Below are 19132 nucleotides of genomic sequence, written 5' to 3' on the forward strand. Positions count from 1 at the left end.
CAGGGCGGTACGGGCTGCTATCATTCTGCTTACACCCCAATAACAGCCAGAGAACAACATGGATCAGCAGCCTTTTTATAATCTTGTTTTATCTGACACCGATTTACCGGCGTTAGCGCAATTAAACTGGCAGCCCCTTTCCCCAAAATATAAACCGTTAATTGTGGCTTTAGAGCTCGGCTGGACAGCCTTGCTGACACTCGTGTGGCTGGTCTTGCTGTATCAACCGTTTTGGCCTGTCGATGAAGTCCATCAGCCGCTGTTGCTTTTTATAGGCTTGCTGATCAGTGGCCTAGGGCTGCTGCTGGCAACATGGGATCACTTCGCACTGCCAACATACGCTTATGCGTTACGCGAGCATGATCTGAGTTTTCAACGCGGTTTATTTTTTCGTAAAAGCACTACGCAACCGTTATTGCGTATTCAGCATATCGAACTTAAGCAAGGGCCTTTAGATCGCTGGGCCGATTTAGCCACGCTACAAGTATTTAGTGCGGGTGGCGCCATGCATACTTTTCAAATCCCCGGTTTGCCTGCTGATACCGCCCAACAAATTCGCCAGTTAATTTTGCAACATAAGGATATGCAGCAACATGGCTGAGCCGCACATCAGTGTCAGCGAAGCGACGCCGGCCCTAGATTCTTTATCGCAATGGCAGCGAGTATCGCCGATTGCGCTGTTGTACCTGGCGTTACGTTTATTTAAAGCGATTTTTGGTAATGTGAGCTACTTGGCGCCGGTACTGATTGTGTTTTATCAAGGCATACAGCGCCAACCTCGCGCCTTCTTGCTTGGCGTACTGGTGCTGCTGCTGTTGCTGATCGTGGTTGCCTTGTTGCGCTATTGGGCTTTTCGTTTTCGCATTATTGATGAAACGGTGGAGATCCGTTCAGGCGTGCTGCGTAAAGCGCAATTAAATTTACCTTTTAATCGCATTCAAAATGTGAGGTTACAACAACCGCTGTACTATCGGCCGACAGGGCATTTATGTGTGCATTTAGATACGGCCGGATCCAAAGTGCAAGAAGCACAGCTAGCGGCGTTACCCGAACATTTGGCACAACAATTACAACACGCTATTTATGCTAAACGCCAAGCGTTAGCCTCTGCCGGGCAGCCACTTGAGAGTATCGACGATATTGCCACACGTACTGAGCCTGCGGTAGCCGCTACTGCACCAACAGAAACACTGCTCTGTCGTCGTGATATTGGCGATTTGGTGCTATACGGCATTAGTAATAACCGAGTGATTTTAGCCTTGGGTTTGTTAGCGCCTTTTTATCGCCCTTTAGTGGATATGCTAAATGAAAAGTTACCTGTATTGGGCTTAGATATTAGCGGTTGGTTTAACCCTGCCCAGCAATCCTGGTTTGGTGTGGGGTTAGCCGTATTAGCAACAGCGATGTTCTTTATGCTGCTGATCACGCTGGGTTCAATTGCTCTGTCGGTGATCAGCTATTATCAATTTCGCTTGTACCGCACGCAGGACCGCTATATACGGCGCAGTGGTTTGTTTACCCGCCATGAGATCAGCATGACATTATCGCGTTTGCAGTGGGTAAAGTTACAACAAGATTGGTTAGATAAACTGCTTGGGCGCTGTAATTTACATTATGAACAAATGTTTTCACCGCTGGAGGCCATGCAGCAAAATGCTGGCCACAGTAAAATTATGGTGCCAGCGCTTCATCCTGATGCCGCAGCGCAATTACTTTATGAAGCTTACCCACAACAACAATTAGCAAAAATGGCTTTAAAAGGGGTGAATTGGCGCTATTTAATTCCGAGCGCTCTGTTTGTCAGTTTGCCGTTATTGGTGATCAGCTTGCTGCTGATACGCACCTCAGTATGGATTGGCAGTTTTGGCGTGTTGCTAAGCGCTGTGGTGCAAATATTGCTGTGGTTACGTTGGCGTAAATTTGGTTATGCACTCGATACTGAGTTTTTGTATATCCGGCAGGGCGTGATTGGCGCAGATTATTATTGTGTGCCACTACATAAGTTACAGCAACTGACCTTAAGCCAGCATTGGTTTATGCGCCGAGCGCAGCTGCAACATTTGCGGTGTGTGTATGCGGCTGGCGCATTGAATATTCCGTATATGCCGCAAGCGGATGCGCAAAAGTTGGCTAACTACGCCTTGTATCAAGCACAAGCCAGTGGCAAAGGCTGGATGTGAGCCTTGGCACACATCCAGTAATTTGATTAGGCGGTTATTCAGGCAGGATCAACGGTCGGATCAATTGAAACAGCTCGCGGAATGCCTTCGGGGGTTGTTCTTTCTCTGCTTCACGTTTGGCATTACGGATCAGTTGTCGTAATTGCTGCACGTCTACCTCAGGGTAATCTGCAATAAACGCCGTTACGGCATCGCTATCGGCTAGTAAGCGATCGCGCCACGTTTCTACTTTATGAAATTGCTTGGTTGCCGCGCGATTGGTGTTACGGATCAGCGCTAGCGCCTGTTCAATCGGCTCTAAATCGCGATCACGCATTAACCGGCCAATAAACTGTAAATGGCGGCGTAACGCTTCGCGTTTTTTCGCCAGTCTATCGGCTAATTCTAGTGCGTCTTTTAATTCGTCATCCAGCGGCACCTTAGCGCGTAATGCTGGGCTAAGAGCCAGTAGCTCTTCACCTAGCTCCTGCATGGCTAACATTTCTCGTTTAATCTGGCTTTTACTGATGTGATCCGGTTGTTCCAGCCATTTGCTGTCACCGTATTTAAATTCTGTATCTGTCATGGCTCTAAGTTCTATAAAAATAATTACCCCTAGTATATCACTAAACTCGGCAGAGCAGGCAGCAGCCTTTGTCTGACTATGATAAGCTTAGTCTATTGATTTAGAGGTAAGAGTAACTATGCAGCAACAATCAGAAATTCAACGGGAAATTGCCGAAGTAAAAGAAGCCGTTAGTCAGGTGTTAGCCCATGCCAAACGCTTAGGGGCCAGTAGTGCTGAAGCGTCAATGAGCCGTACTCGTGGTTTAAGTGTCGAAACTCGACACGGTGAAGTGGAAACGGTTGAATTTAACCAAGACGGTGGTTTAGGTATTAGCCTGTATTTTGGCCAGCGTAAAGGTTCTGCCTCTACTGCCGATCTTAGCCCGCAAGCGCTAGAGCGTGCAGTTGCTGCCGCAGCAGATATTGCTCGATACACCTCAGAAGATCCGCATGCTGGCGTAGCGGAGGCGGCATGGTTAGAGTTTAACCCACCAGAGTTAGATTTATATTACCCCGACAGCATTGATACTGAACAGGCCATTGCGCTGTGTGCTGGCGCAGAAGACGCTGCCTTTGCGGCGGATAACCGTATTACCAATTCTGAAGGTGCGTCGTTTTCAACACACCAAGGCTTAAAAGTGTATGGCAACAGCCATGGCCAAATTGTCGGTTATCCTAGCTCTCGGCACAGTTTTAGCTGCGTAGTGATTGGTGAGCAAGACGACGATATGCAGCGCGATTATAGCTTTACTGTGGCACGGCGCTATGCTGACTTGTTAGATCCCAAACAAATTGGCCGTGAAGCCGCCTTAGAAACCGTCGCGCGTTTAAATGCACGTAAGATCCCGACGCAAAAAGTCCCGGTGATATTTCGGGCAGACATTGCCAGCAGTTTGTTTGGGCATTTAGTATCGGCTATCAGCGGGGGCAGTATTTATCGTAAATCGAGTTTCTTACTGAATAAAGTTGGCCAGCCCATTATGGCGCCGCACCTGACGATATTAGAGCAACCGCACCTGAAGCTGGCGCTGGCTTCTAGCCCCTTTGATGCGGAAGGTGTTAAAACGCGTGATTTAGCGGTAATCGAAAATGGCGTGTTAAACACTTACCTGACCACCAGCTACTCCGCGCGTAAATTAAACATGGCCAGCACCGGGCATGCCGGTGGTATTCATAACTGGTTGATTAACCATGGTGATGCCGATTTAGCCGGTTTGTGTAAGCAGATGGGTAAAGGCTTACTCGTAACCGAACTGATGGGGCAAGGCGTGAACACGGTAACCGGTGATTACTCTCGCGGCGCTAGCGGTTTCTGGGTTGAGCATGGCGAAATTCAGTTCCCTGTAGCAGAAGTGACCATTGCGGGTAATTTGGCTGATATGTTTATGAATATTGCAGCTGTGGCTAATGACGTTGATCGGCGCGGTGGCGTACTCACCGGTTCGGTCTTAATCAGCCAAATGCAGGTGGCCGGCAGCTAAAGAGCACTTTGCCTGGATTAATTATAGGTAAACGAGACTTATGTCTAAGTGGCAACACTTAGACAACTCACTACAATAGCGCCTCTTTTTCAGTAGGGGCAGACAATGCAGTTAGAACGGATCCGGTTAAGCAGCTTGCATCAGAAAGTGATGTCAGCAGAAGAAGCGTGTGAATTTATTCAAGATGGGATGACCGTGGGGATGAGCGGTTTTACCCGCGCGGGTGAAGCCAAAGCCGTACCCAGAGCGTTAGTAGAGCGTGTACGTCAAAGCCCAATTAAAATCAATCTGATGACGGGTGCGTCACTGGGTAATGACCTTGATAAAGCGCTTACTGAAGCCGGTTTGTTGGCGCGTCGTATGCCTTTTCAAGTGGATAACACGTTAAGAAAAGCCATCAATAACGGTCAGGTCATGTTTATTGACCAGCATTTATCTGAAACTGTAGAGCAGCTGCGCAACCACCAATTAAAATTACCCGACATTGCGGTGATTGAAGCCGTGGCGATTACTGAGCAAGGCCATATAGTGCCTACAACGTCTGTGGGTAACTCGGCCAGTTTTGCTATTTTCGCCAAGCAAGTGATTATTGAAATCAATACGCTACATTTACCTGAGCTTGAAGGCCTGCACGATATCTACATTCCAAGTTATCGGCCAAGTCGTTTACCACTGCCTTTAGTTAAAGTGGACGATCGCATTGGTAGCACCGCCATCCCAATCGATCCGGCAAAAATTGTGGGTATCGTTTTTACTAATCAAGCCGACTCCTTCTCTACGGTCTCTGCACCAGATGCCGACACAGATGGCATCGCTAGCCACCTGGTCAGCTTTTTCCGCGAAGAAGTGAAGCAGGGCCGCCTAGCTAAGAATTTATCACCATTACAAGCCGGTATAGGTAACATTGCCAATGCGGTAATGATGGGCTTATTGAATTCTGAATTTACCGATATGACCATGTACTCGGAAGTATTACAGGATTCTACTTTTGAATTAATTGACGCCGGTAAACTGAAGTTTGCTTCAGGCAGTTCAATTACGTTATCAGAGCCTTGTTATGCTCGCGTATTTGGTGATTTAGCCAAGTACAAAGACAAGTTGGTGTTACGGCCACAAGAAATTTCTAACCACCCTGAAATCGTCCGTCGGTTAGGTATTATTGCGGTAAATACAGCGCTCGAGTTTGATATTTACGGCAATGTTAACTCTACGCACGTATGCGGTACGCGTATGATGAACGGTATTGGTGGTTCTGGCGACTTCGCACGTAATGCGCATTACGCCATTTTTGTCACCAAATCGATTGCGAAGAACGGCAATATCTCTAGCGTCGTCCCTATGGTTAGCCATGTTGATCACACTGAACATGATGTGGATATTCTGGTTACCGAGCAAGGCTTAGCCGATTTACGTGGTTTGGCACCACGTGAGCGGGCAGTACAAATTATCAATAATTGTGTGCATCCAGATTATCGTGCGCAGATGTTAGATTACTTTGAGCGAGCTTGCGAAAGAGGCGGCCATACACCGCATCTGATGGACGAAGCATTCAGCTGGCATGTGCGCCTTGAGCAAACAGGCAGCATGAAAGGCTAAGTTAGCCGTGAGCAGTAAATAAAAAGCCCCGCATTTTGCGGGGCTTTGGTTTTTGTGTGCACGGGTGAAGCTTAATGCCAAACCTTTAAATACAAAATTTACAACGGCTTAGCATTAAATAGCCTGCAGCTTAGTCAATCTTGGTTTTTAAACCGCGACGAATTAACAGTGCATCTGTGGTTGGCTCTTGTCCACGGAACGCTTTATAAGAATCCATGGTAGGGCGTGAGTTGCCGACTTCCAGAATGTTTTTACGATAATGGTCGCCATTTTCACGCGTTAAGCCACCGTTTTTCTGCACATAAGCAAAAGCATCGGCGGCAAGAATTTCACTCCACATATAAGCGTAATAGCCTGCTGAGTAGCCCCCACCCATCGAATGTGAGAAGAAATTTGATTTATAACGCGGTGGCACGGCAGGTAAATCAACACCATGCTTTTTCAATGCCGCAGCTTCAAAGGCTTGCGGATCTTGCAGTGGTGCATCGGCCGGTAATGAGTGCCATTCCATATCTAATAACGCGGCAGACATATATTCCAGCGTATCAAAACCTTGGTTAAAGCTACGCGAGCGAATCACTTTTTCCAATAAGGCTGCAGGGATTGGCTCACCGGTTTGATAGTGTTTAGCGTAGTTGCTTAAAATCTCGGGATGTTGTGCCCAGTCTTCTTCAAAGGTAGACGGAAACTCAACAAAGTCACGCGATACCGCAGTCATCGCCAGCGAAGGGTTTTTCACATTTGAGAACATACCGTGTATACCATGGCCTAACTCATGGAAGATGGTAGTGGTGTGATCATAGCTGATTAACGTAGGTTGCCCCTCTGGCGCTTTTGGAATGTTCATTACGTTAACTACAACAGGCTTTTGCCCTGTCAAATGTGATTGCCCTACAAAGTAGTTCATCCAAGCCCCGCCGCGCTTGCCTTCACGTGCAAAGTAATCGGCGTAGAAAATGGCTAAGCTGCTGCCATCTGCGTCGAATACTTCATAAGCGACAACGTCTGGATGATAAACCGGTAAATCTGGCCGAGGTTTGAAGCTAATACCATAAAAACGGTTTAAATAATAAAATACACCGTCTTCCAAAACGCGGTTAAACTCAAAATACTGCTTAACTTCGTTTTCGTCTAAGTCATATTTAGCTTGGCGTACAAACTCAGCATAGTATTCCCAATCCCAAGGTTGTACTTCAAAATCACCGCCTTTCTCAGCGATCATTGCCTGGATCTCAGCTTGCTCTTGCTTGGTATTCGCCACCACCGCAGGGGCCATAGAACCTAACATAGCAAAGACAGCTTGCGGTGTTTTTGCCATGTTGTTTTCTAAAGTAAAGCTGGCCCAATTATCATAGCCGAGCAGTTGTGCACGTTCGGCGCGTAATTGCGCTAAACGGGCGACAATATCGGTATTGTTATTATCGCCACTTTGCGCGCGGTTAGCCGAGGCTTCCCACACCCGTTGCCGAACGTCACGGTTGTTTAACGAACTTAATATAGGCTGGCGCGTGGTATTGGTGATGCTGATTAAATATTTACCGTCATGGCCCCGCTCTTTAGCGGCATTGGCCGCTGCTGTAATTTGTGCTGCTGATAGGCCATCGAGCTCTTCTACGGTATCCACGATAACTGCAATATTCGCCGTTTCGGCTAACAGGTTTTGTGCAAATTTGTTGGTTAAAGTCGAGTGTTCTTCATTCAGCGCGCGGATCGCGGTTTTTTGCGCGTCGTTAAGTTTGGCACCCGCCCGCACAAAGCGCTCATAGTACACTTCAACTAAGCGCAACGATTCGGCATCTAAGTTTAAGTCATTGCGAGTAGTATAAATGTGCTCAATACGTGCGAAGAGTTCGGGGTTTAAATTGATATTGTCTGAGTGCGCGGCCATTTTCGGTGCTAATTCGCTTTGAATGGTACGGCGCGCTTCGTTACTGTCTGTGCCGGTCAGGTTATAAAAAACGCGAGAAACACGCGTTAATAACTCACCGCTTTTTTCCATAGCAACCAAGGTGTTTTCAAAGGTTGCAGGTTCCGGGTTATTGGCAATAACCGCAATTTCATCCAAATGTTGCTGCATACCCGCGGTAAAAGCCGGTAAAAAATGCTCATCTTTAATGGCGGCAAAATCTGGCGCTTCATAAGTTAAGGTGCTTTTTTGAAAAAACGGGTTGCTCACTGTTACATCCGTAACCGCAGCCGGTGCGGCAGCTTGATTCGCTTGTTGAGTAGGGGTGGTGTTGTCTGTACAGGCGCTTAGTGCAAGTACAGCACTGATAGTAGTAGCGAGTAACGATTTACGCATGACGTGCTCCATGGATTAGCGTGATAATTTTATAGTTATAAAATGCCAATAAGTGGCGAGTTTTAAATAGCAGTATGCCAAAATTGCTCTGTTGATAAAGGGGCTTTGCAACTAAATCACCATAATATCAGACCAATGGCCCTTGTTTTGCTGTTGTAGCACGCTTAGTCTTCTGCTGGCGTGCTCAGTGGTAGAGTAAAGTAAAAGCAGCTGCCATCACTTAGCCGTTCATAACCCACAGTACCTTGCAGTTTTTCAATGATTTCTTTGCAAATCGCCAAGCCTAAGCCTGTACCGCCTTGTTCACGCACGGTTGGGTTATCGGCTTGGGCAAAACGTTGGAACAGCATAGGCTCGAAAGCCGGTGGCACCCCTTTGCCATGATCGATAACACAGACTTTGATCGTTTGCTCTTGTTGCTCGAGCCGAATATGCACGGTCGACGTTACGGAAGAGAATTTTATCGCATTAGAAAGTAGGTTGATCACCACTTGGCGTAAGCGTGCTTCATCGGCTAATACCCAGCGGTTGTTTGCAGAATTATCCTCTAGCTCAATGCTACGATGTAACCCGTGCAATTGAGCGATACATTGTAATAACAAGGCTTTTATATCAACCGACCGCACATTAAAACGCATATGGCCGCTACTGAGCTTTTCAAAGTCGAGTAAGTCGTTCACCAGTTGGTGTAACTGCTTACAACTTTGCTGCGCTAAATGCAGCATTTTATGTTGTTTCTCGGTTAATTCACCCAAAGCACCGCCCAGTGCTAAATTCAAACTGCCATTAATGGCGGTAAGTGGCGTGCGTAATTCGTGGCTCACGGTTGCCACAAAGTCGTTTTGTAGGCGCTCCACCCGTTTGCGTTCAGTGATATCACGTAATACAAATAAGCGCTGAGCTTGTTGCAGCGGTAACTCGGTATGTGATAACTGCAGCGGGAAACTTTGTTGATCAGCGCGTCGCCCCAAACACTCAATGCCAACTTGCTTTGGTTGTGCAGGATCATAAATTTTCGCGCTATCTTCACTAGCATCTAATAAACACGTCCAGTGTTTACCCAATAAACTTACGCCTGAATAAGCAAAAATACGATAACAGGCTCGATTAGCGGTTTGAATAATGCCACGGGCGTCAACGGTAATAATGCCATCAAAGACATTATCATGAATGCTACGGAGCGTTTTTTCCTTATCGCCTAATGCTTTAGCACTTTGCTTTAAGCGTTGCATCGAAAAGAATAAGCGCCACTGTAACAGCAGCATAATAATACCCGCGCTGTACAGCATACCCCGAAGCCCAGACACGTGTTGCTCAGACAGCTCCGCTGCCGGGATTGCCATTTGCCACTGCGCCCCACGTACCGACACATCTAGGATGGGGTTAGCTTTGTTGAACAGGCGGTCATCACCATAAAAGCTTTTGCTAAAGCGCTGTTTGGCTAATTTACTGCGCAGCGCAATGGGTAAACCCATTTGCTGCGACTTTTCACTCAGTAACTGCCAAATGGGTTCAATGTCGATTACCGTGCTGACAATGCCCCAATACTCGCCGTCAGGCATAAAAATAGGGTAGCGATAGATAAAAGAAATACCCCCTTGCACCAAATGTATCGGGCCTGTTAGTTTGGCATTTCGATCCGCAATAATGCTGGCAATAGCCGACCATTGCTCAGGTAAATCGGGATAATATAAGTTTAATGCCTGCTCGTTGCCGGCCAAAGGAAAGATGTAACTAATACGATTCGCTGGCGCAATGCCAATGTTCCGAATATAAGGGGCTTGTTGCACCATGCCGGGCAATAACACGTTTAATTCGCTATCACGAATTTTGCCGTCCATCGCAACAATATAAGACGCCAAACCAATGGTTAAATAAGATGAGATATTCAATTCGCTTTCTAACTGCGAGCGTAATTGCTCGGCCGTATTTAAGCGTTGCTGCAGTTGCCCAGCGCGCAACCGGTGCTGCTCGTTATTTAAAAACCACTCAACGCCCAGCAGAAACAGCAAGCATGAAGCGATCAAAGCAATCCATTGCCATAATTGTAGGCTAGAGCGATAGTTCAGCATAACAAGGGGATTGCCACAGAAAGTGAAAACATACAGGCAGATTATAGCCACTTACCACCAGATGCAAAAAAGATTCGAACTGTTCGCCTAAAAAAGCAACGCCCTAGCAATAGACTTAGCGCCAAAGCCTGTCTATAATGCGCCCTCTATCGCTGCACCCGTAGCTCAGCTGGATAGAGCGCTGCCCTCCGGAGGCAGAGGTCCCGCGTTCGAATCGCGGCGGGTGCACCAAATAAATCAAGGACTTAGCTGAAAAGTAGGGCCTTTTTTTATGCTCGGTGACAAATCGGTGACACAATCGTGACAAACCCATTTTCTTCTGCTTTATAAAACCACGTTTTTTGACCTTTGCTTATATTTTCCTCTTTTGTAAACATAGCTTATAGCTTGCATTTCTTCTCTACTGCTTTTGTTATTATTTGAACGAATTAATTCAAAATACTGAGGTTGCAAAATCTAAACATTTTAAACTTTTCAAAAAAATGGTGGCGATTTTTTATCATTATGTTAAAAATTACAACAGGAGTTTGGAGGGTAAATGGAATTTATAGCTCATCCCGCCCAATCGGGCGCTCATCATCAAAGTCTTAAAACACATCTAACGGAAGTAAGCCAGTTAGCAGCAATGTATGCTGGGAAAATTGGCCATGACGAAGCAGGCATTCTAATCGGGCTTTTGCACGACTTTGGTAAATACAGCAAGGCGTTTCAAGACTACATGCTGCTGATTATCAGAGAGCTTGGTGCTGATTATGATCCGGATCTGGATGAGATAGAATCAAAGAGCTTAAAAGGGAAAATTGATCACTCATCTGCGGGTGCCCAATGGCTATTTAATAAATTAGTGCCTATTGCACGCAAACTTTATTCAGACAACGGCTCGTTAGAGCAAAAACTAGCAATTGCGGTGGTACAGATTCTGGCGCTGTGTGTCGCTTCTCACCACAGCGGCCTAGTTGATAATTTGCCTTCAGAAAATGGCGCCGGTTTCTTGGCTAGGATGAATAAAGCCGATGAGCAAACTCATTTGCAGGAGTGTATCCAGGCTGTAGACTCTGAAGTGATTACCATAGTCGAGTCGATAGCCACTTCTACGTTTGTCACTGATATGGTAAATAAGCTGAAACAGTTATTGCCGCGCCATTCGGCTGATACAAGTGAAATTATTTCTGCGTTTAATCTTGGCTTTTATACCAAGTTTTTGTTCAGCTGCCTTATCGATGCAGACAGGGTAAACAGTGCTGATTTTGAAAACCCTGATTACAGCCAGTACCGGCAATTAAAACCGGATTGGGTATTAGCTTGTCAACGTATGGAAGCTTTTGTAACCACGTTGAAAGTCAGAAATGCCGTAGACGATATACGCAAGCAGATCTCAGATAATTGCTTAAAACGCGCTGTCGATGCTCAGGGGATATACAGCCTTACTGTACCGACCGGTGGCGGTAAAACCTATTCCAGTTTGCGCTTTGCCTTACATCACGCCAAAAAACACCAACTGGACCGTATTTTTTATATTATTCCTTACACCTCAATTATTGAACAAAACGCTGAGGCAATCAGAATAGTACTACACCGCGATGATGATACAAGACCATGGGTGTTAGAACATCACTCTAATCTGGAGCCGGAGCAGCAAACCTGGCATAGCAAGTTGGTCAGTGAAAACTGGGATGCGCCGATAGTACTCACCACTGTGGTGCAATTTCTGGAAACCTTGCTAAGCGGTGGCACCCGAGGCGTCAGGCGGTTGCATCAACTGGCCAATAGCGTGATCGTATTTGATGAAATCCAAACCCTACCGGTTAATTGCATCCACTTGTTTAATAACTCGCTGAATTTTCTGACTGCGAATTGTAAGACGACAGCTGTGCTTTGCACTGCAACGCAACCCTTGTTACATCAGGTTCAAAATGAAAATAAAGGCAGGCTGCATCTGCCGGCAGGCAATGAGCTTATGCCTGATGTAGGTGAGTTGTTTCAGCAGCTAAAACGTGTAGAGATTCTGGACAAAACAACAGTCGCTGGCTGGTCATTAGAGGAAATTACAGCCTTAGCGGTTGAGCAACTGCAGTTAAAGCAAAGCTGCCTGATTATTGTTAATACCAAAAACTGGGCACAGGCATTGTTCAAGTCTGCACAGCAAACACAACAAATTGATTCAGATGCATTAATTCATCTGAGCACTGCACAGTGCCCGGCACATCGTAAGTTATTACTCACTAAGGTGCGGCAGCGTTTAGACGCTGGATTACCGGTGCTGTGTTTTAGCACTCAATTAATTGAGGCAGGGGTCGATGTTGATTTCGCCTCTGTTATCCGTTTTCAGGCAGGGCTGGATTCTTTAGCTCAGGCGGCTGGCCGTTGTAACCGGAATGGCAGGCACCAGACTGCTCAGGTTTATGTAGTTAACCCAGACAAAGAAACCATCGATTTACTGCCAGATATAAAAGTAGGGCGTGACACCACAAAGCGGATATTTAACGAGTTTAAAGGGCAGGATTTTTTGAAACCTGAGGTAATGCAGCAGTATTTTCAGTATTACTTTTTTGATCGCAGTAAGGAAATGAATTATCCGCTTAAAGCTACAGTTGCAAATGGCGCTAATAATTTGCTTAACCTGCTAAGCGTTAATGCACGAAACCCTTATGGCAATACGCCGCTGGCATTACATCACGCTTTTATGACAGCAGGTAAAGCCTTTAAAGCGATAGATGCACCTACGCAATCGCTAATAGTGCCTTACGGTGACGGTAAAGCGCTAATAACAGATCTTTGCGCAGCAAATAAAAAATTCGATGCCGCAACTTACTACCCTTTGCTTCGCAGGTCGCAGAAATACAGCGTCAATCTCTTCCCCAATGTCTGGGAAAAACTTCAACAACAGAAAGCGATTTACGAGATAGCAGATGGGGAGGGCGTCTACTACCTTGATGAGCGGTTTTACAGTGAAGATTTTGGCGTTTGCACAGAACCTAGTGCAGAGCAGCATAACTTTGTTTTCTAATTGAAAAGGACACAACAATGGCGACAAAACCAATGAAAAACAGCATTAGTTTTCGTCTGCGAGGGCGCTATGCATTGTTTACCGATCCGATTACTAAAATAGGCGGTGAAAAATGCTCTTACCATCTGCCAACTTATGAGGCATTAAAGGGCGTTTTAAAATCTATTTATTGGAAGCCAACGCTTACCTGGTATGTAGACAGAGTCAGAGTGATTAAGCCTCTTCGCACCCAAACAAAAGGCACTAAGCCGCTGAACTGGGGCGGGGGTAATAGCCTGGCTATTTACACCTTTTTGCATGATGTTGAATATCAGGTTGAGGCGCATTTCGAGTGGAATGAGCACCGGCCAGAGCTTGAGCAAGACAGAATTGACGGCAAGCATTTTAGTATTGCGACACGGATGCTGGAAAAAGGTGGGCGGCAGGATGTCTTTTTGGGTACGCGTGATTGCCAGGCCTACGTTGAGCCTTGTGAATTTGGTGAAGGCTCTGGTGCTTACGACAATATTGACGAGCTTGGTTTTGGTTTAATGTTTCACGGTTTTGATTACCCAGATGAAATCGGCATCAATGAATTACACAGCCGGTTTTGGCACGCCACGATGAAACATGGCATTGTTACTTTTCCCCGCCCGGAGGATTGCCAGATCAGGCGCTTTGTGCGCGAGATGCAACCCAAGGAGTTTACGCTTGATGTAAATCAACAGGCTGTAGATGAGCTGGAGGCAGCATTATGAGCTGGTTAGCACGGCTATATGAAACCTATGAACAGGCGCAGCAGCTCTCTGCAGATTTACCGCAGGAACAGCAGTTAATGCCGGTTAGCCACACTCCGCAGAATGCTCATATTAATATTGTTATTGACGAAAACGGCAATTTCGTAAGAGCTGAAGTGCTGGAGAAAACACAAATAGTTTTACCGGCAACTGAGCAGTCTGCCGGCAGAAGCAGTGGCTTGGCACCCCATCCATTAGCAGACAAAATCCAGTATGTCGCGGGTGATTATGCCGAGTTTGGTGGAAAAAAAGCTTCAGGCTATGAGCTGTATGAGGCTTTATTACGTTCTTGGTGCGAATCAGAGTTTGCTGTATCTACACTTAAAATTATTCACTCCTATATTGTTCAGAAAACGGTTGTGGCGGACCTAATTAAGCATGGTGTATTGCATGCCGCAGACGGTGAACTTTTAACAAAATGGTCGGGAGATTCAGAAGCACCTGCCATTTTTAGATTGTTACCAAAAGAAAAAGGATCGTTGGATCAAGGTTCTGCGTTAGTGTGCTGGACTGTAGAAGTGCCAGGTATAGCACAGTCTAAAACCTGGCTTGATTCTGAAATTCAGCAAAGCTGGATTAATTTTGACAGTTTAAATGGCGGTAAGCCTGGCCTGTGTTTAATAAAAGGCGAGCAAAGTGTTTTAGCATCAAACCATCCAGCCAAAATTCGCCACAACGGCGATAAAGCAAAATTAATCTCCGCCAACGATAGCAGTGGTTTTACCTTCAGAGGTAAATTTACCGATAGTGAGCAAGCATCGGCAGTGAGTTTTGATGTAACGCAAAAAGCACATAATGCCCTTAGATTTTTGCTAAAAAGGCAAGGTATCAAAGTGGGCGATGGTAGTGATAATAATGCCTACTACCTAAGCTGGGCCATTTCAGGCAAAAAGACTCCAAATCCGTTTGCAGATCCCTGGGATCTGTTACATACCGAAATCCTACCCGACAAAGATCACTCACTGGATTTAGGCCAAAGCTATGCGCTAAATCTGAAAAGTCACCTAAAAGGCACGGGTAAGGGAGAGCTTGAGCGTAACGAGAGCATTTGTATTTTAGGGTTGGATTCCGCAACCCCGGGGCGCATGGGGATTATTTACTACCGTGAAACGATAGCGGAAGAGTTTTTAGCCTCGTTAGAAAAATGGTATCAGGATTTTGCCTGGCCACAGCGGCACAAAGTAACACTGCACAGTGAGAGTAAAAGCAAACCTATCGAGAAAACGATCTGGTCTGCGTGTGCCCCCGCACCTTATAAAATTTGGGATGCCGTTTACGGCGATGTTTTAAAAAGCACTGATTCACTGAAGAAAAACCTTACCGAGCGCCTGCTACCCTGCATTGTAGAAGGCCGGCCCTTGCCGGTAGATATTGTTACCTATGCCATTAAACGGGCAACCAATCGATTAGCTTACAAAAGTGAAGATTCATGGAAGTGGGAGCAAAACCTCGGTATTGCCTGCGCGCTTTATAAAGGCTTTTGCAAACGCACACCTCATATTAAATACCAAAAGGACTATGCAATGGCATTAGATGAAACCAGTACCTCACGGGACTATTTATATGGCCGTTTATTGGCGGTAGCGGAAAATATTGAATCTTATGCGCTTTATAAAGCGGGTGAAAAGCGTAACACCACGGCAGAGCGCTTAATGCAACGCTTTGCCGACAGGCCATTCTCCACCTGGCGTAATTTAGAACTGGCATTAACGCCCTATATGCATCGTTTGCAGAATGTTAGCCCCGGCTTTTTAAAGTTACGAAAAGACCTGCTGGATAGCATTCAGTCGGCTTTCGATACTACAGAATTTAAATCAGACAAAGCGTTAAGCGGTGAGTTTTTACTGGGTTTTCACTGCCAGCGCTTAGTACTAAACAGTAAAAAAGACGCGGTAGAAGCCGCAGATACAGCAGAATAAGGAAAACAGCATGAGCTTACAAAACAAAATCGACTTTGCCATTATCTTCTCAGTAAAAAACGCTAACCCAAATGGTGATCCGTTAAATGGTAACCGCCCACGGACAGATTATGACGGCTTTGGCGAAATTACCGATGTATGTTTAAAGCGTAAAACACGAGATCGCTTACAAGACGCTGGTCAGGCTATTTTTGTGCAATCGGATGAAAAGAAAACCGATGGCTACCCAAGCCTGCGGGCAAGAGCAGAAGGTGTTTTAGGTAAAGATGCACTGAATGCGAAGAAGACAAAAACAGAAGATGCAGCAAAACTGGCATGTGAAACCTGGTTTGACGTCCGTGCCTTTGGCCAGTTATTTGCGTTTAAAAGCGAAGAAAAAGACGGTGTATCTATTCCCATTCGTGGGCCGGTTAGTATTCATTCTGCCTTTAGTATTGAACCGGTAAGTATCACCAGTACGCAGATCACCAAAAGTGTTAGTGGTGATGGTGATGGCAGTAAAAAAGGCTCGGATACTATGGGTATGAAACACCGAGTTGATAGTGCGGTTTATGTTGCCTATGGCGCTATGTCACCCCAGTTGGCTGAAAAAACCGGTTTTAGTGACGCTGATGCGAATGCGCTTAAATCAATACTGCCGAAATTGTTTGAAGGTGACGCATCCTCTGCCCGGCCAGAAGGTTCTATGGCGGTTGAAAAGGTGATTTGGTGGCAACATAGCAGCAAGGCAGGGCAGTATTCATCTGCCAAGGTACACAGAACGCTGAATGTCAAAGCTGATGGTAGTTATGAAATAAGCCAGTTGGCAGGGTTAACGCCAGAAGAGATTGATGGCTTCTGATCCTGACAGGCGTTTAGTGCCTCTGGCGGCCTTACAGCATTTTGCTTTTTGCCCCCGCCAGTGTGCATTAATACATAACGAGCAAGTGTGGGCAGATAATTTTCTGACTGCACAAGGCAACTTGCTGCATGAGCGGGTAGATAGTGGCGAACCGGAAACCCGTAAGGGCGTGCGGTTTGAGCGCGGCGTGCAGGTGGCAGCGCCTAAGCTGGGCATAACCGGCAAGCTGGATTTAGTGGAGCGTGATTTATCCAGCGGCAAATTATGCCCGGTAGAGTACAAACGCGGTAAACCCAAACCCGGTGATTGGGATGAAATTCAACTCTGTGCGCAGGCACTGTGCCTGGAAGAAATGACCGGGCAGAGTGTATCTGAAGGCGCACTCTGGTACCACCAAACCAGGCATCGCCAGGTAATTACCTTTAGTGCTGAGCTGCGCTTGCGTACCTTGCAGGTAATTACTGAGGTAGCAGCCATGTTGGCGTCTGGCCAAACGCCCAAAGCGGTATATGGCAAGCATTGCCATGCCTGTAGTTTGTATGACTTATGCAACCCTAAACTGCTACAACAAGACAACAGCCGCAAGTACGTAAAAAAGCTCTTTGCCATGGATGATACTGATGAAAAAACTGCAGAATAGCTTGTATATCAATACACAGGGCGCTTATTTGCATAAAGAGCGTGAAACCCTGGTTATTGATATCAATAAACAAAAAGCGGCGCAGTTACCTATTCACGGCATAGGGGCTATTTTTTGTTTTGGTAATGTCATGGTTTCGCCGCAAGTTATGGGGTTTTGTGGTGAAAACGCGGTAAATCTGGCATTTTTTACCGAATATGGCCGCTTTCTGGCCAGAATTCAGGGCAAGCAATCCGGTAATGTGTTGTTGCGCAGAAGCCAGTATCGCAAAGCAGATGAAGATCCACACTCTATTGCCCGCAATATCGTAGCGGCAAAAATACAGATGCAAAAACAGGTATTGCAGCGCCAGCAGCGTAACCATGGCGTATTGCCTGAATTAACTACTCAGATAACGGCACTTAATCATATTTTGGATACGTTAAAGCTGACAACAAGCCTGGATAAAATTCGTGGTTACGAGGGCGATGCCGCAGCGCGCTATTTCTCGGTATTTAATTTATTGCTTACTGGCAGTGCAAAAGGCTTTAACTTTAGCGGCCGGGTTCGGCGCCCGCCGACAGATCCTATTAATGCGCTGTTGTCGTTTATCTATTCAGTGCTGGGCAATGATATCAGTGCGGCTTTGCAAGGCGTAGGGCTTGACCCGCAGGTAGGTTTTTTGCATCAGGAACGGCCAGGCAGAGACAGCCTGGCGCTGGATTTGCTGGAGGAGTTCCGTGCTTTTATCGCTGATCGTTTAGTGCTAACCCTACTGAACCGGCAACAAATTAAAGCAACAGATTTTGTGACAGAAGCCGGTGGCGCAGTAAAGCTAAAAGACGACGCCCGCAAACGAGTACTGCAGGAATACCAAAGCCGCAAACAGCAAACCATTAAGCATACTTTTTTGGGCGAAGACGTTGAAATCGGTTTATTGCCTTACATTCAGGCGATGTTGCTGGCCCGGCACCTGCGTGGTGACCTAGCTGAGTATCCACCCTTTTTTAGTAAGTAGCAGGTAGCTCTTTTATGATGGTACTAATTACCTACGACGTATCCTTTAGTTCAGAAGATGGCAAAGCCCGGTTAAGACGTATTGCCAAAATTTGTCAGGACTACGGCACCCGTGTGCAGTACTCGGTGTTTGAGTGTGATATCGACCCGGCGCAATGGGTCAGATTGAAGGCTGAGCTATTAGCAACTTACGATGAAGAAGTCGACAGCTTGCGTTTTTATATACTGGGTAAAAGTTGGCGCAGCAAAGTAGAACATCATGGCGCAAAAGCCTCGTTGGATTTATTTGCCGATACGCTGATTATCTAATCGCTAACCTGTAGTGCTCTTTAAAAAGCCGGATCCTTAGCGGCGGGCTTACTAACTGAATTTAAAAGTTAAATGTAAGCCCGTAGTATTTTTACGTTCGTTATTTGAATAATCTCTGTGGGTTAGCGCTAAATACATTTTAGCGTTAGACTACCCCCGCCTTTGCAAAAAGGCAGTCGCGCCTCACGCAGGCGCGTGGATTGAAACAACTATGGTTAACACCGCTGGCGCCGAGCAAATAGTCGCGCCTCACGCAGGCGCGTGGATTGAAACATATAGCTTGACTTCATGGACGCACTATCCAGCTTGTCGCGCCTCACGCAGGCGCGTGGATTGAAACCCTATAAATAGGATTGAATGTGATGGATGCACGAGGTCGCGCCTCACGCAGGCGCGTGGATTGAAACGACATGGATGCCATGGCAGCAGAGTTCGAACGCGAGTCGCGCCTCACGCAGGCGCGTGGA

14 protein-coding genes, 1 tRNA gene and 1 CRISPR repeat array (1 of these 16 running past the window's edge) are annotated in these 19132 nt (G+C 46.4%); of the genes, 12 read left to right on the top strand and 3 right to left on the bottom strand.

Features of this window, described 5'->3' with window-relative positions; genetic code table 11:
- Positions 1–58 precede the first annotated feature (58 nt).
- Together LMJ53_RS15875 and LMJ53_RS15880 are read left to right on the top strand one after the other, a co-directional pair.
- Complete coding sequence (locus LMJ53_RS15875) at positions 59–601, top strand: PH domain-containing protein (RefSeq protein ID WP_229588298.1); 543 nt, start codon at positions 59–61, stop codon at positions 599–601.
- Positions 594–2180, top strand: a complete 1587-nt coding sequence (locus tag LMJ53_RS15880) for a PH domain-containing protein (RefSeq protein ID WP_229588300.1) — start codon at positions 594–596, stop codon at positions 2178–2180. The genes LMJ53_RS15875 and LMJ53_RS15880 overlap by 8 nt, the downstream gene beginning before the upstream one ends.
- Positions 2181–2214: 34 nt before the next feature.
- Here the strand turns inward: LMJ53_RS15880 and yjgA are convergent, their stop codons facing one another.
- Positions 2215–2745, bottom strand: coding sequence for a ribosome biogenesis factor YjgA (gene yjgA, locus LMJ53_RS15885; RefSeq protein WP_226752426.1), 531 nt, complete (start codon positions 2743–2745; stop codon positions 2215–2217).
- Positions 2746–2863: 118 nt separating this feature from the next.
- Between yjgA and pmbA the strand changes: the two genes are divergently transcribed.
- Positions 2864–4207: a metalloprotease PmbA gene (pmbA, locus tag LMJ53_RS15890; RefSeq protein ID WP_229588302.1), complete on the top strand. Its 1344-nt coding sequence runs from the start codon at positions 2864–2866 to the stop codon at positions 4205–4207.
- Between the two features lie 105 nt (positions 4208–4312).
- Positions 4313–5803, top strand: coding sequence for an acetyl-CoA hydrolase/transferase family protein (locus tag LMJ53_RS15895; protein ID WP_229588304.1), 1491 nt, complete (start codon positions 4313–4315; stop codon positions 5801–5803).
- Positions 5804–5933: 130 nt separating this feature from the next.
- Here LMJ53_RS15895 and LMJ53_RS15900 read toward each other — a convergent pair whose 3' ends face one another.
- Together LMJ53_RS15900 and LMJ53_RS15905 are read right to left on the bottom strand one after the other, a co-directional pair.
- Complete coding sequence (locus LMJ53_RS15900) at positions 5934–8105, bottom strand: M3 family metallopeptidase (RefSeq protein WP_229588306.1); 2172 nt, start codon at positions 8103–8105, stop codon at positions 5934–5936.
- Positions 8106–8269: 164 nt separating this feature from the next.
- Entirely contained in the window at positions 8270–10177 is a 1908-nt protein-coding gene (locus tag LMJ53_RS15905) for an ATP-binding protein (RefSeq protein ID WP_229588308.1), read from the bottom strand.
- A gap of 154 nt (positions 10178–10331) precedes the next feature.
- Between LMJ53_RS15905 and LMJ53_RS15910 the strand changes: the two genes are divergently transcribed.
- From LMJ53_RS15910 to cas2, 8 genes are all read left to right on the top strand, one after another.
- Positions 10332–10408: transfer RNA gene (locus LMJ53_RS15910), tRNA-Arg, on the top strand.
- A 307-nt stretch (positions 10409–10715) separates the two neighbouring features.
- Positions 10716–13184 (top strand): CRISPR-associated helicase Cas3', encoded by a 2469-nt coding sequence (gene cas3 / locus LMJ53_RS15915; protein ID WP_229588310.1) that lies wholly within the window; start codon positions 10716–10718, stop codon positions 13182–13184.
- A 17-nt stretch (positions 13185–13201) separates the two neighbouring features.
- A complete protein-coding gene (gene cas5c, locus LMJ53_RS15920; protein ID WP_229588312.1) occupies positions 13202–13921 on the top strand; it encodes a type I-C CRISPR-associated protein Cas5c in 720 nt (239 codons plus the stop codon).
- The gene (cas8c, locus tag LMJ53_RS15925) at positions 13918–15879 is read left to right on the top strand and encodes a type I-C CRISPR-associated protein Cas8c/Csd1 (RefSeq protein WP_229588314.1); all 1962 of its coding nucleotides are present in this window, start codon (positions 13918–13920) and stop codon (positions 15877–15879) included. Before cas5c ends, cas8c begins: the two co-directional genes overlap by 4 nt.
- 10 nt (positions 15880–15889) lie before the next feature.
- The gene (gene cas7c / locus LMJ53_RS15930; protein ID WP_229588316.1) at positions 15890–16720 is read left to right on the top strand and encodes a type I-C CRISPR-associated protein Cas7/Csd2; all 831 of its coding nucleotides are present in this window, start codon (positions 15890–15892) and stop codon (positions 16718–16720) included.
- Complete coding sequence (gene cas4, locus LMJ53_RS15935) at positions 16710–17360, top strand: CRISPR-associated protein Cas4 (protein ID WP_229588318.1); 651 nt, start codon at positions 16710–16712, stop codon at positions 17358–17360. The genes cas7c and cas4 overlap by 11 nt, the downstream gene beginning before the upstream one ends.
- Positions 17341–18357, top strand: coding sequence for a type I-C CRISPR-associated endonuclease Cas1c (gene cas1c, locus LMJ53_RS15940; protein ID WP_229588319.1), 1017 nt, complete (start codon positions 17341–17343; stop codon positions 18355–18357). The genes cas4 and cas1c overlap by 20 nt, the downstream gene beginning before the upstream one ends.
- Before the next feature lie 14 nt (positions 18358–18371).
- Positions 18372–18665: a CRISPR-associated endonuclease Cas2 gene (cas2, locus tag LMJ53_RS15945; RefSeq protein ID WP_229588320.1), complete on the top strand. Its 294-nt coding sequence runs from the start codon at positions 18372–18374 to the stop codon at positions 18663–18665.
- A 175-nt stretch (positions 18666–18840) separates the two neighbouring features.
- Positions 18841–19132: direct repeats of the CRISPR family, unit length 32 nt; unit sequence GTCGCGCCTCACGCAGGCGCGTGGATTGAAAC; it runs 5780 nt beyond the window's last position.

This window comes from Rheinheimera sp. UJ51 (assembly GCF_020819615.1).
GTDB lineage: Bacteria > Pseudomonadota > Gammaproteobacteria > Enterobacterales > Alteromonadaceae > Alishewanella > Alishewanella maricola.